This window comes from Klebsiella quasivariicola (genome assembly GCF_002269255.1).
In the GTDB taxonomy this organism is placed as follows: Bacteria; Pseudomonadota; Gammaproteobacteria; order Enterobacterales; family Enterobacteriaceae; genus Klebsiella; species Klebsiella quasivariicola.
Genome location: NZ_CP022823.1, coordinates 2997309 through 3011338, shown reverse-complemented (window position 1 = coordinate 3011338; position 14030 = coordinate 2997309). Strand labels below are relative to the sequence as shown.

Below are 14030 nucleotides of genomic sequence, written 5' to 3'. Positions count from 1 at the left end.
TCAACGATAGTTGCTTTGCTTATAGATTCATACATTTCTTCAAAATTCCGAGCGAAGCGAGGGACACGAACGTAGTGAGTGTCTAATGTCTACTATTATATTTTTATATTTTATATATAGAGAAAAGTAGACATATCCGTATACTTTTTAACCAGTTTGGCTATCCGTCTTCGCTTCGCTTGACGAAACTCGCTTCGCTCGTAATTCAGGACATCACTTCAGCATTTGAAGCAAGTACACGAACGTAGTGAGTGTTTAATGTATTCACAGCCCGCAGAATGTTTTGTTCGATGATTATTGTCCGGTCGGAATCGAGAAAAAAGTATTAGATCAGATTTGGCCTGACACAGCTTTGCCGCAGAGCCGGAGGCAATTTGACATTCCGCCCCTTGCCAGAAGCGTAAGTTGAACAACCATCTGTGCGATCAAAATATGACAATACTTTGATGGTGTAGCGGGTATTACTACCTTAAAACATGATATGTAACTGGGGATAATTGCCGCCAATAACCCAGATGGGGTTTATCGTGATGGGGCCAAGTTGAGATATCCGTTATGAAGAGACCAATAGCGCGCAAAAATGATCGTCTGCCAGTGCCGAGAACAAATCACTTTACGCCTGAAGCGAGGCAGCGTGTTATCAATGGACTCGTTGCGACGGCTAAAGCTGACTTCGTATCCTTAGTTCACTGGCTGAAAACAGGTAAACAGAATGGTGAACCTATTCCGTTAGGGAAGGTGCGAACAAGTTCCTGATATGAGATCATCATATTCATCCGGAGCGCATCCCAGAGGGACATCATGAGCCATCAACTCACCTTCGCCGATAGTGAATTCAGCACTAAGCGCCGTCAGACCCGAAAAGAGATTTTCCTCTCCCGCATGGAGCAGATTCTGCCATGGCAGAATATGACCGCTGTCATCGAGCCGTTTTATCCCAAGGCGGGCAATGGCCGACGGCCCTATCCGCTGGAGACCATGCTGCGTATTCACTGCATGCAGCATTGGTACAACCTGAGCGACGGTGCCATGGAAGATGCCCTGTACGAAATCGCCTCCATGCGCCTGTTTGCCCGATTATCCCTGGATAGCGCCCTGCCGGATCGCACCACCATCATGAATTTCCGCCACCTGCTCGAGCAGCATCAACTGGCCCGTCAATTGTTCAAGACCATCAATCGCTGGCTGGCCGAAGCAGGCGTCATGATGACCCAAGGCACTTTGGTGGATGCCACCATCATTGAGGCACCCAGCTCTACCAAGAACAAAGAGCAGCAACGCGATCCGGAGATGCATCAGACCAAGAAAGGCAATCAGTGGCACTTTGGCATGAAGGCCCACATTGGTGTCGATGCCAAGAGTGGCCTGACCCACAGCCTGGTCACCACCGCGGCCAACGAGCATGACCTCAATCAGCTGGGTAATCTGCTTCATGGAGAGGAGCAATTTGTCTCAGCCGATGCCGGCTACCAAGGAGCGCCACAGCGCGAGGAGCTGGCCGAGGTGGATGTGGACTGGCTGATCGCCGAGCGTCCCGGCAAGGTAAAAACCTTGAAGCAGCATCCGCGCAAGAACAAAACGGCCATCAACATCGAATACATGAAAGCCAGCATCCGTGCCAGGGTGGAGCACCCGTTTCGCATCATCAAGCGGCAGTTCGGCTTCGTGAAAGCCAGATACAGGGGGCTGCTGAAAAACGATAACCAACTGGCGATGTTATTCACCCTGGCCAACCTGTTTCGGGTGGACCAAATGATACGTCAGTGGGAGAGATCTCAGTAAAAACCGGAAATAACGCCAGAAATGGTGGAAAAAATAGCCTAAATAGGCTGATTCGATGTGTTTGCGGGAAAAAAATCGGCCCAGATCCGCGAAATTTTAATCAGCGAGTCAGCTTGGGAAGAAATGACCTGCTTATTCGCACCTTCCTTAGATAAATGCGAAAGTCTTCGAACTGCTATTCTTAATCTTGAGACCCTTAAAGCTGGTGTACAAACCGACTGGAAGCATGCGATCCAGTTGATGGAAAAAGAAATCAAAAAAAGCCACCAACTGAATGCCTCGGTTCCTGCACCCTCACAGCTTGTTACTGGTGTTCTGAGAAATCTTAATGATATCAGCGAGAAGATCGCAGCGGGTAAAGCTGTTCCCGAGATGCTTGGCAGGCTCGAAAATATGCAGCAAATGATTGCCAACCTCAAGGGTAATGAGGGGCTCATTAAAAGTATCAGCATTCTAACCCGAAGCGCACAGGATGCTTTGCGTGGCTATAGCAAGAAGCAGCCAAAATCAAAAATTAGGAAGCCTGAAAAAGCAAATCCTCTCCTTCGTGAAGAACAATCCTTTCGTGCCGAGTGTGCCCCACTAATCGGGGAAAACGATATTTTCATAATCGCTAGTTGCATTATTTCAATGTCGGCTCGGTTGGGGCAATACCCTGTTAGCCTGGCTAAAAGAGCAGCCGCTTTAAAAGGTGTCATCAAAACTGAGCTTTTGCCCGAACTGCTGGAGTTACTTCAGCAGGATGTAGAGTTGAATGCCTTAGTACCGCTCCACAGAGACAAAGATGACAATACTCGTAGTGATGGAGGCAAGCTTGTTGGATTGACAGGGGTCGTTGAGGGAGGCTCCTCTATCGGTGTTGAAGCGCAGCGCATTATTACCACAGAACTTAAAAAGCTCGCGTATATCTCCGCAGTTCAGCGCGTTTATCTGGATACAGCTCGTTTAGGACTGGCTTTGGAAAACGATACGTTTAAGGTTATCGAGGAGGTAAAACGTATTGCTGATAAGCACAAATGGAGTCCATTATCGGTTGCGGTGTATGCCACTTACAAAACGCCTGGCATAATACCGGATATCGCCAGAGATGTGATTACTTTACTGGCACAGGATGAGGTTCTTCCAGCGACCGTCAAACGATAACTTTATTTGTATTAGCTCAGATTTGGCCTGACAAAGGTGTGGCGCAGGGCCGAACTCTATCTGACAGCTCGCTCCGTGCCAGGTGCGGACATTTTGTCTATCGATTCAGGCGGTCAAATTCAGTAAACCACTTCATACTCACTGATCAGCCGCGATGTGTGCGCTGTGTTGCCGTTATTGCAATCACATCCTAAGAAGATTTCTGAGAAACGCAATTAACTTCAATGATATTATATACAAAGGAAACGCTGGGAAACTGGGGCAAAGTTTGGGTGTCACAAAGCCCCGAATAGTTTCGCGGTGCATCACATAGCAATCACCTATCCCTGAGGTAAATATATGGACTTTACGGAATATCAAGAAGAAATAATTGAAGATGTTAAATCTTGCCTTGAAAACTTACAAGTCCAACCCATTTTATTCATGGGGGCGGGTATTTCACAACGATATATAAAAGCGCCTGACTGGGAAGGTTTATTAAAGCAACTAGCGGAAAATTGCCCCTTGATCAAACGCCCTTATGGTTACTACAGCCAAACAAAGGGTGATAACAAACCATTGATTGCTAGCGATTTTTGTGACTTCTATGCTGAGTGGGCTTGGGATGATGGCAAGGATCGCTATCCAGAGACATACTTTGAAGGAACGACTCCAAAAGATATTTATATTAAGCATGAAATTGCATCTATTCTGAATGAATTATCAAACTCCGTTGATTTTTCGAACATGGAATATACAGAGGAAGTTCAGAAATTAAGGAAAGTAAAACCTCATGCAATAATCACAACAAATTATGACGACACATTAGAAAAAATATTTGACAATTATCAGGCAATAGTTGGTCATAATGTTGTTAAAGTGAATTATTCATCTTATGGCGAAATCATGAAAATTCATGGTAGCAGTCATGAAGTTGAAAGTATTGTTATTACAAATGAAGATTATGTTGATTTCTATAAACGTAAGAAATATATCAGTGCAAAGTTGCTAACATATTTTGCTGAACACCCCTTGTTTTTCTTTGGGTACAGTATCAATGATGAAAACATAAAGTCAATTCTCTCTGATATAGATGAAATCATCGCTCCCAATAATGCACTTATTCCAAATATTTATCTTGTCTCCTTCAGTAAGGACTGCGAGGCCACTGGTTCTCATCAAAAGGAATTGCTAATCGGTGTTGGTGAGAATAAAAGCGTTCGAATAAAGGTGATATACGCAAATGATTTTGGTTGGATTTTTGATGCGTTATCATCTAATACACCGGAAATTAGCGTTAATCCAAAACTTGTGCGTGCATTTCTAGCCAGAACGTACACATTCGCATCAGAATCCCTTGTTAAACAAGAGCTTCCATACGATTTTGAGATGTTCCGCAATATTGCAGAGCATGATGATGCATTAGCAAAAATGTATGGTATCGCTGAACTCAATAATGGACAGGCACTAAATGCTAGTTTCCCATATACAATGTCTGATCTGGCAAGGATTCTCGACATGGGATCGTGGCACTATGTTAATCAAGAATTCGAAAAATTAAGAAAACTAACCGACTTCAACATTAAAGCATCAGACAACAATTATCATGTTTTCATTAAATCTGGGAAAAGTGGTGTCGGAAAATACTCATCAGAGGCACTTGACTTATTGCGAAAATTAATAAATGGGGAGCAATTTGAGTTAAACCCATAATTAAAGATGATGCACTCAATGACGTTATATTAAAGAGGCCGCTGCGAGAGACTTTTTTGCAGCGGTCTTTTGAACATATGGGCATTTCTAACGAACCAGTGATTAGACATTTTCACTGAATCTTGACATGTCTTCCTGAGTTAAATAGTTTTTTTTCAGTTGTTTTACGTCCTATCCTCGCTCAGAGCGGACAGTCAGGTTCGATTGTACTCTGTCTGCGGAAACTGTCAGTGCGAGTCAAAGCCAATACACTTATTTGAACTAGCTTACCAATTCCTTTTTGATCCGGTAGAACGTTGCACGACTGATATCAGCAGCTTTCATTATGTGGGCTGGTTTAACGTTCTGCGCCAGCATTTCGCGAACAGTCTCACGGGCTTCCATATCTTTTTCTTTCCCCGTATACAAACCTGCCTGTTTTGCTCTCTCGATCCCCTGTGCCTGACGTTTACGCCGAGTTTCATAATCCTGTCGTGCCATTGTTGCGAGGATATCGATTAGCATGGAGTTGACTGCCCGAAGAATGCCACTGGTAAGGTCATTACCGGACATTTCAACCATCTGCCAACTGGTCGGTAAGTCCATTGATACGATTACCAGCCCTTTACTATTCAACGTAGCTTTGAGTTCAGCCCATTCTTCATGTTGAAGACGACTGAGACGGTCAATTGCTTCAATAAGAAGCAGATCACCGGGTTGTGCTTCCACCAGTAGATGCATGAGTTCAACACGATCAAGCTTCGCACCACTTGCATTCTCAACGTATTCTCCGGCAACCGACCAGTTTTTGCTTTGCGCAAATTCGCGCAGGCTAACTAATGCACGATCAGCATGTTGGCCTTCCGTAGATGCACGGCAGTAGATACGGACATTCATTATGTATTCTCTTTGAAATATCAATCCAATATCCATATGATACATTACGTTATTTTGCTGTCAATAGAGTTAAATTTAAACCCTATCGATACTTTGTGTCATGGTCTTTATCAGGTATACCTAAAAGAGATATTGTTCGGATGGTATTCAGATCTTGCTTGGGGTATACGATTTGGTCAGTTTCTGTAGCTGAAGCACTCCGGTTTCATTTCAGCAGGTCTTAATCAAATTCAGTGTGCCATACATGCGGCACGAAAAAGTCTGGCATCAATGTGACCAGTTCTATCACCCACCACAGTCACTACAGTGGCCACACAGTTGGGGACCCAAAGGATGTTGTTTACCATTTTGCAATGGTTGACAGCTACCCGAAAGCAACTCCTCTTCGAGAGCGCTCAATTCCTCAGTTAATCGGGTTTGCAATTTTAGTTTGTTGAACCCATCCACACTGGGCGTAAGTGTATAGTTGTGATAACTGTCAACTTTTCTTCTCTCTTCTGTTCAGAATAAATTAATGTTCAGGCGTTATGATAAATAGATGTTATCGCCACCATGGCGCGGTCTTTACAGGAATAAATCTCACCATTTTTATATTTTCACCACAGTACCTCAAAATTTCATATACCAAAACTGAACTTGGCCGGGTAGTATTGGCTGCTTAGTATTAACTGTAGATGCTGTTATTAGGAGTTTCAGGTGCAGGTAAACAAACTTACGGATGATATTGATATTAGTTCTCATGAGCGTTTCCTCGCGGCCCGTAAAAGCACATGGGTTAGTGTGCTTGTTAATTGTTTTCTGACATCCGGGCAAGTGATTACTGGCGTATTTTCCGGATCTCAGGGGCTTATTGCGGATGGTATCCATTCTCTGTCTGATTTAGTTTCAGACTTTGTGGTGCTTATTGCTAATCATAAAAGTAAAAAAAATCCCGATGATGACCATCACTACGGGCATCATCGTTATGAAAATGGTGCATCATTAATTCTGGGGACAATTTTATTCATTGTTGGCATCGGGATGTTATGGTCAGCAGCAAATAAAATGCAACAACCAGATGATATTCCTCAGGTACATATTGTTGCTCTGTGGGTGGCCTTAGCCGCACTGGTTATCAAAGAGCTTCTTTTTCGCTATATGCTGGCAGTAGCAACCCGAGTAAAATCCACTATGCTGGTTGCCAATGCCTGGCATGCCCGCTCTGATGCCGCCTCATCTTTGGTGGTGGCTATTGGTATTATTGGTAGTTTATCAGGGTTTAAATTGCTTGATCCGGTAGCTGCACTGGTTGTGGGACTGATTGTGACCAGAATGGGATATTCATTTATGTCAGATTCGCTTCATGACTTGATGGACAGGGCCGTGGATATTGAAACTGAAAATAGTATAAAAACAACATTATTGTCCACGCCTGGGGTCGAAGGCATCCATGACCTCAAGACCAGAAAAATGGGGGACCTTGTTGTGGTTGATGTTCATCTGGAAATTGATGGTGATTTATCAGTGAAAGTAGGACATGACATTGCTGTTTTGGCCAGGAAATCAGTTTTAGATAATCATCATGTTTTAAATGTTATGACACATGTTGACCCTTATTTTAAAGGTGATAATAGTCCTGGTTGCGGGGGCAAATAATCCTGAAAAATAATATGAATGCTGCTGTTTTTTAAGAAGATTGGGAAGGGATTATTTTTTTGCGCAATATTACCCCTTCTGACTGTGAAAACGAGAGTAAACAATATGGAGGCTATTATGAGAAAAATTATGCGTACTGTTGTGATAGGAGCCACCCTTCTTTTATCCCCCTGTGTAATGGCTGGTTCTGACGGTGTTGAACATGCCATGAAGATGATGAATAAAAGCTACCGCGCAGCACTTAAGGAGGAGGACGTTACATCCTTCAGGAAAGATATGCGGGAACTGAAAGCAACAGCAGAGTCCATCCTGAACAGCCCTGTAGAAGGGTATGACAGGGAAACGTATGTTGCAGGCATGTCACTTCTAATTGATGAGGTAACTGCCGTTGAAAGTACCGCTGAGAAGGAAGGTCTTGACGCCGGGAAAATTGCAGCACAGAAACTAGGCAGTCTGATGAGAAAATACCACAATAAACTAGGTGTTGACTGAGACCGGGAATTATTCGGTGAAGGTAGATATGCTGGAAAGATATCCCTGAACTGACATGATACACGTGCCTGTAATCAAGCAGATAGCTATGCACTGGTGAGGAAATTTCACAACGTTATCTTATCTGCAAAATACATATAAAAATGTTGGGGTAACAAACATGCATTATCAATGCTACATATTTTAGTTTGTTGCCTCAACATAAGTTAAGTACCTATTGGTGTTGCGCGGGGTGGATTCAGGGGGCCAAATTATATTTGGTGGTCACGCGTCAGTCTGTGTTTTGTTTGTTGGTCATGATGACCTGCTCCCCGTTGATTAACACACTGATGCCCGTAATGTCTTCATCATCGGTATGAGACCCTCATTAAGATGCTTTTTTCCGGCAAATAAATCATCAGTATCCTCTTCGAGGCTGGAACAGGGATTCTAAGCCATGTGCTTTGCCGTAAGAAGATCATTTCCGACGTCACCTAATGTGGCTTGGTGAATGGATTTTGTCATGGCTGCACTCTTCATCGGTCGTCGGATTAAGTGCCGTACGATCCACGTCGCTTTTGGAATTTCAAGCGTTCAGATATAAGCATTCTGTACAGCATTGCGTTGTTTCGTGGCTATCTGGCGACGATAAGAACCACTCAGGAACCTGAATTTACCTGTCGAGTACTGGGCCTTTGAACATGGTTTGGATATTACTGAGTGCATCTTGGTTTTGAGAAGTTAAGGTTATCATTAATAAAAAGGCATAATATTGAGTGGTCAACCAACCTTAAAAAAGTGGCTAAATTATGAACGAAAATTTACGTAATGCTCTTCCTCACAAAAACACACCATTTCTACGTGTGCTGCATATCATCGTAGCTGTATTGATTTTATTGCAGATTATTAATTCAAACCTTACCGAAAGCGATGCGCTTAGTGACTATACTCTCACTGGGTTCGTAACATGGTTCCATGTTATCACTGGGTTATCACTGATTGTCCTTGGGTTTGTCATGCTTGCATGGATGCTGACACAACGAGGATTTCGTTACTATTTTGCCTGGGTGGTCCTTGATTTTCGAGGTGTGGTTGAAGATATCAAAATGCTGATATCATTCCGTCTTCCTGAAGCTCATGCTGGTGGGATTGCTGCTCTGGTTCAGGGGCTTGGTGTACTTGCACTATTGGGCGTTGCATTATGTGGTGGATTCTGGTTTGCTCTCAATACTGCTCTTGGCACGTCACCTGTGCTGACAGAAACCGTCCTGCATGTGCATAAGTTTCTGACTGTATTTATTGAAACCTATTTCTGGGCACATGGTGCGATGGGGTTGCTGCATATCTTCCTCACCGTTCGTAGCCAAAGGAAAAATCCCGTTACCGAATAGTGCTGTAGGTTTATGATGGATAAGATGCCCTGTAATGGTTGGCTAAAACAGACTATAACCGCGCATTTATCCGTCAATGCATTTTCTATTTATCCGTAATTCCGATGAGTATGCGTATTTGAAGGAAAAAATATATGCATCTTGAACGACATAGTATCGAAAAAGTGGGATGGCTGAGGGCAGCTGTACTGGGGGCAAATGACGGAATTGTTTCGACAGCGAGCCTTGTTCTTGGGGTTGCATCTGCAAATAGCAGTCCTTCCGGTGTTTTACTTGCAGGTGTTGCAGGACTGGTTGCCGGAGCTATGTCAATGGCTACAGGGGAATATGTTTCCGTCTCATCTCAGGCGGATACCGAAAACGCAGCACTTGCCCAGGAAAAAAGGGAGCTGGAAACTGATTATCAGGGAGAGGTGCGGGAACTGACTTCACTTTATATGCAACGTGGACTGGAGCCAGAGCTTGCCCGGCAGGTTGCGGAGCAACTTATGGTCAAAGATGCCCTGGATGCTCATGCCCGTGAAGAACTGGGGTTGACGGATATAAATTCTGCACAGCCCCTACAGGCAGCTGTCTTTTCTGCCCTGAGTTTTTCCGCTGGTGCGGTGTTACCCTTAATCGTGGCATGGCTCTCCCCTCTGAAACTGGCTTTTTTGTTGATAATCCTTTCCACCCTTTTTTCACTGGCGGTCCTTGGCTATATATCTTCGGTTTTGAGTAAAGCCTCTCCTGTCAGGGCGATCATAAGAATTACGTTCTGGAGTACCATGGCTATGCTTTTGTCTATGGGGATTGGTCATTTTACAGGGCAGGCCCTGCTTTAATGTTATGAAGCACAATTCGAGTACCATCTTACTGGCGATGCTTCGCAAAACAATTTGCAATGCAGCTCCCTTCAAACTCGATTCCTGCTTGCGCCAATACCTGTTGAAGGGGTGATGGAGGGGATTCTCCCCCTCCATTTCAAGGGCAAGGACAACGCTACTTCTGGCAAATTTCCCGGTCGTAAACGCCACCATTGACAACCAAAATTTGTCGTTTCTTCTTTGAAATCATATCAGTCATTATCTTCGAGTCATCAAGAAAGATACCACCAAAGGTTCCAGGTCGTGCATTCTTCCCGGCGATTATAATCAGATCCCCAATATTCAATGCAGCAACTTTATCGTTATTGTAATTCGTATCTTCAAATATGAACTTCAGGCCTTCATCTGAACCGGGAATACCCAATGTTACTACAGGATTTTTTCTGAAAGTAACAGTACCGATACCAGTTATTTTTCCTGTTACCATTAACTGACATTTTTTGAAGTCATTTGTTGCCCTGAATTCATGTTGTTCAAACCGCGCATAAACTTCCCCTATTGTATACATTCGCGGAAGTATATCGATTATCGATGGTTTGGATGGTTGCTCAGGTTGTTGCTGAGTTACGGTATCAGCATTTACCTTGGCCTTCACTTCGGGGGTTTTAGGCTGATATGGGGGGGCGTCAGCCCGTAAAGGAGATTGATGCCGTAGGCTATTGCGACGGTTATGACTGCTATTTTAATATAACGTTCATAGGGTGATTTCATTTCGTTCTTCCATGAATTCTATTTTGGTAACATGATTGCCATTGCGGTGTATTTTCATATTGTCTGTTGGGGACTTCACCGTATTACGAATTTCGTTCATTGTTTCTTTCGATAACATATCGCAGCCTTCCATATACATAACCCTACGGGTATCGGTATCTGGTATGTTAGTGAAACTGCTACTGACCCATAAATCGGGTATTTCAATTCCATGTATCAGCTTCATATACACAACGATGAACGCATCTGTCAGGTGAAACCGTCCAACTGTGTATTTTCCGGTATAGGTATTACCAGAAGACGATGCTACCCAATCGTTTTTTAAAACCAAAGTCAGTGCATTATTTTCCATATTCAGACTCCAGTTCACGAATGCGATTGTTCGTCATGTCGGTAAGACATTTCTGTTCATTATTGCAGCCGGATTTGTGCTTTATCCATTCTCTTTGAGAAGGAAGCAATCGTTTTCGGGTTTCAGGGCTAAGGCTTTTCCAGACCGAATTAAGTTTCTCATCGCTTGCTTTATAACTGTGTGTATCGACGTTTGAGGTTACTGCATTGTTTTTGGGAGCTTCGCTACCGCTGCTATAGAAAACGGGTGCACGTACTCCCTGAGCGTAGTCTTTAGCTGCTTTTTCCCCCACGGCTTGCCCATTCGCAGTCAATACCTTTCCGAACTCTGTAGTGTCGAAACTGTAATTGCGGATCTCGCCATTGAAGTCCAGCTTCACGTTAACGGTTGTTGACTTCGAAATGGCAGTCAAGAAATCACCAGCTTCGGACCCGAAGGAACAAGCGACTTCTTTAGAATCACTGACATTAGGGCGTAACCCGTGCATCGTGAATCTGCCGTTATCAGTTGTAGCAGTGATATCTACCAGCGGAACGATTGATGATGATTGCTTTGTCATCGCGAAGCATATTCCCTTCAGATTTACATCCCTGTCCATCCCGAGAAACATCAGTGCGTTTTTGTCGCTGCTGGCGACACCCATTGATTTTGCCTCTGGCAAGAAATACACGGTACTGGAGGCGGTGGTTAAACCTGAAACGAAAACAACACCTGACGCCATGATTTTTAACGTTTTAATAAGAATTGTCATTCTGGATACCTTCTTTCTTTCGCACTCCATCGTGGACAGAGTATTCATTCCGTGAGTCTTGTTTACGAGAAACACTAACCGAAGAATCATGATCTTACATTGATCTATGAAATCTATCAATATCGTATAATTGATCTGTAAAAACGATCGATTAACATGGGGAGAAGAGGGGGAAGATGCGAAGGGTATTGTTTTTAAAGGGTTTTAAAATGGTTCATATGCTTGGTGTTAACGTCGGGCGGCGGGCAGCGGTTAGTCTTGAATACTGCGATTGAAAGACATAACAATCTACTTTGTGCGGGGTTTCCGGCAACCATAGAGGTGTTTCGATAAGGAGCGGTGCAATAAGTACAGTTCGTAGACAGAATGAATACGATGTAATTTTGAACCCTTGCTCTACAACGCTCTGTATCAAGTTTTACGGGGGTTTTATATTGAACGATGCCTGAAGTCTGCTTTAATCGCTCTGACAAGATACAGAGCGATTCATGGCTATATAGCGATGGATTACGCTAACATTTCTGTGGGGCAATTTTACAATGGCACTAACACTTACCTTTATTCCGTCAGTTCATCGATCAGTGTTCGGGGATGATCTAGTCGTTTTTTCGCTTCCGTCATGAACTTGTCTCGGTTGATCAATATGTCAATATGGTCATGCAGTATCAAACCTTCAGATTCAAGAATTTGAATATCGTTGATAGTCTGCGCTTCAACATAAATCTTACCCTTCTTCCAGCCTGAGTTGTTTTCGATAACGATACGCTGTTTATGCTGATCGCGGTATGTGATGGTAAACAAGTTGTGTTTCTTATCTATTCTGGAGCAATCTACGCGCATAATAACGGTCTTAATGTTTGCTCTTATTTTTGTGCGTAAAGGGTTAAGTGCGTCATCAATGTCAAACTTCCTGAACTTGTCCCAACCTTCAGTGTTCATTTGCACGATTGATTCATCGTATAGTCTTTTTTCCACTATCAGACTTTGTTTTTCTTGTTCTAGTTGATCAATTTGCGAAGTGAGGCTATTAATGATCTCAGGGCTTTTAGCTGAACCTATAGCCAATACATAGTTCTCAATTTGCGATTGTATGTCCGCTATTTTCCCTTCTAAACCAGATGGTTGATATTTCGTCTGTAAGAATATTCTATCGGCTATTAGTTGTAAAATCGTCCTTTCAAGGGTGCTTGCCCTGAATCCCCACTTATTACAATCTTGATGTAAATCTCTGGATGCACATTGGTAACGGTAAGCATGTGGATGGTTTTTAAGGGTTGATTTAGCCTTAACCATGTAACATGAGCAGTGCGCACAGTGCAAAATACCAATACCGGAAAGTAATGGTATTTCTGGATTACTCTCGCGATTCGGGGCAAATCCTTTGTTTCCAACTTGGAGCTTTAACGCTTCATATTCATCTTTGCTGATGATCGCAGGGTAATAATCATCCAGAACGTATTCTGCATTGTTTACAGTGATTACTTTTCGTCCATAAATGGCAGGTTCAAGGATTCTGGAACAATGCTGCATATTCCATATACCTTTTGATTTTTTGTTGCCAATAACCGGTCCATCGTAGTTGTTTTTCAGATGTTGAAGGATCATCCGATTTGACCAACCGTCTTGTTTTAACTGGATAATTTTTTTTGCTATGGGGAACAGGACTGGATGCGGATTGACATATCCAGTACTTGAATCTGTCCACCATTTATCCGAGCCTAACTCTTTAATTGCGACTACAGGATCACCTGGTTTCCGTTCCTGGTGACGTCTGATCTTGGACAGAGCACTTGCAATGGTGCGGTGTGATTTGGTTGAACTTTCTTCGTTTGCACGGCTGAACAACATCACGCTAAACATCAGTTGCTGCAATGTCTCGGTGTTTACTTCAGTCTGTCTGTAAACCTGTTTATCAATCCCGGTAATTACCGTGATGCCATTAAGTAATAAGCTGGTGAAAAGGTTAACCGCTTGCATGGCGTTCTGGCGTGAGAAGCGATCAAGGGATTCAATCAAGAGGAAAGACCCCTTTGGGATCAAACCGGATTCAACTTGGTCTATGAAATCCGATAAAGCTCCTTCCTGAACGTTTTTACCCTTGTACGCGGATACCCCTAAATCTTGGTATTCCTCGAAAATCTCCAGATCGTACTCAGTAGCAATCTGTTTTGCCATTTCAGCAATGTAGCTCTTCTGACGCTCAATCGAACTACCTTTACCTTGTCGTTCGCTGGAGTAACGGATATATGAATATAAGCGTGGACGATTCATGGTATTGAATTTCACTGGAAGTACTGTATTTCTTAAGATTGTAACATGTGCAGACATTGGTCATCACCTCCTTGGTAATCCATTGGGGC

12 protein-coding genes and 1 pseudogene are annotated in these 14030 nt (G+C 43.4%); 8 read left to right on the top strand and 5 right to left on the bottom strand.

Translation table 11 applies throughout. The annotated features are described in order from the left end of the window. The first annotated feature begins 801 nt into the window (after positions 1 to 801). The 3 genes from B8P98_RS15035 to B8P98_RS15020 all read left to right on the top strand — a co-directional run bounded on the left by B8P98_RS15035 (position 802) and on the right by B8P98_RS15020 (position 4617). Positions 802 to 1782 carry an IS5-like element ISKpn26 family transposase gene (locus B8P98_RS15035; protein ID WP_020806188.1) on the top strand — a complete coding sequence of 327 codons (981 nt, stop codon included), beginning with the start codon at positions 802 to 804 and terminating at the stop codon, positions 1780 to 1782. 84 nt (positions 1783 to 1866) lie between these two features. Further along, the gene (locus B8P98_RS30980; RefSeq protein ID WP_323807390.1) at positions 1867 to 2925 is read left to right on the top strand and encodes a hypothetical protein; all 1059 of its coding nucleotides are present in this window, start codon (positions 1867 to 1869) and stop codon (positions 2923 to 2925) included. Positions 2926 to 3264: 339 nt separating this feature from the next. Further along, entirely contained in the window at positions 3265 to 4617 is a 1353-nt protein-coding gene (locus B8P98_RS15020; RefSeq protein WP_032730250.1) for an SIR2 family NAD-dependent protein deacylase, read from the top strand. Positions 4618 to 4878: 261 nt separating this feature from the next. Here the strand turns inward: B8P98_RS15020 and B8P98_RS15015 are convergent, their stop codons facing one another. Continuing rightward, positions 4879 to 5493, bottom strand: a complete 615-nt coding sequence (locus B8P98_RS15015; protein WP_032730990.1) for a recombinase family protein — start codon at positions 5491 to 5493, stop codon at positions 4879 to 4881. 696 nt (positions 5494 to 6189) lie between these two features. Here B8P98_RS15015 and B8P98_RS15010 point away from each other — a divergent pair. The 5 genes and pseudogenes from B8P98_RS15010 to B8P98_RS14995 all read left to right on the top strand — a co-directional run bounded on the left by B8P98_RS15010 (position 6190) and on the right by B8P98_RS14995 (position 9814). Continuing rightward, positions 6190 to 7128 (top strand): cation diffusion facilitator family transporter, encoded by a 939-nt coding sequence (locus B8P98_RS15010; protein WP_001198019.1) that lies wholly within the window; start codon positions 6190 to 6192, stop codon positions 7126 to 7128. Between the two features lie 117 nt (positions 7129 to 7245). After that, a complete protein-coding gene (locus B8P98_RS15005; protein WP_013096889.1) occupies positions 7246 to 7620 on the top strand; it encodes a cytochrome b562 in 375 nt (124 codons plus the stop codon). A gap of 463 nt (positions 7621 to 8083) precedes the next feature. Continuing rightward, positions 8084 to 8314: pseudogene (locus B8P98_RS31665) on the top strand (IS3 family transposase); the annotation flags it as partial. 94 nt (positions 8315 to 8408) lie between these two features. Continuing rightward, the gene (locus B8P98_RS15000) at positions 8409 to 8990 is read left to right on the top strand and encodes a cytochrome b/b6 domain-containing protein (RefSeq protein ID WP_001004932.1); all 582 of its coding nucleotides are present in this window, start codon (positions 8409 to 8411) and stop codon (positions 8988 to 8990) included. 134 nt (positions 8991 to 9124) lie between these two features. Next, positions 9125 to 9814, top strand: coding sequence for a VIT1/CCC1 transporter family protein (locus tag B8P98_RS14995; RefSeq protein ID WP_032730251.1), 690 nt, complete (start codon positions 9125 to 9127; stop codon positions 9812 to 9814). A 157-nt stretch (positions 9815 to 9971) separates the two neighbouring features. Here the strand turns inward: B8P98_RS14995 and B8P98_RS30975 are convergent, their stop codons facing one another. From B8P98_RS30975 to B8P98_RS14970, 4 genes are all read right to left on the bottom strand, one after another. Then, positions 9972 to 10451, bottom strand: coding sequence for an OB-fold putative lipoprotein (locus B8P98_RS30975; protein WP_228706662.1), 480 nt, complete (start codon positions 10449 to 10451; stop codon positions 9972 to 9974). Positions 10452 to 10550: 99 nt separating this feature from the next. Continuing rightward, positions 10551 to 10919 (bottom strand): hypothetical protein, encoded by a 369-nt coding sequence (locus B8P98_RS14985; RefSeq protein WP_029464058.1) that lies wholly within the window; start codon positions 10917 to 10919, stop codon positions 10551 to 10553. Continuing rightward, positions 10909 to 11670: a lysozyme inhibitor LprI family protein gene (locus tag B8P98_RS14980; protein WP_023280005.1), complete on the bottom strand. Its 762-nt coding sequence runs from the start codon at positions 11668 to 11670 to the stop codon at positions 10909 to 10911. Before B8P98_RS14980 ends, B8P98_RS14985 begins: the two co-directional genes overlap by 11 nt. Before the next feature lie 558 nt (positions 11671 to 12228). Continuing rightward, on the bottom strand, positions 12229 to 13998 hold the full coding sequence (locus B8P98_RS14970; protein WP_013096884.1) for a recombinase family protein: 1770 nt from the start codon (positions 13996 to 13998) through the stop codon (positions 12229 to 12231). Between the last annotated feature and the right edge of the window lie 32 nt (positions 13999 to 14030).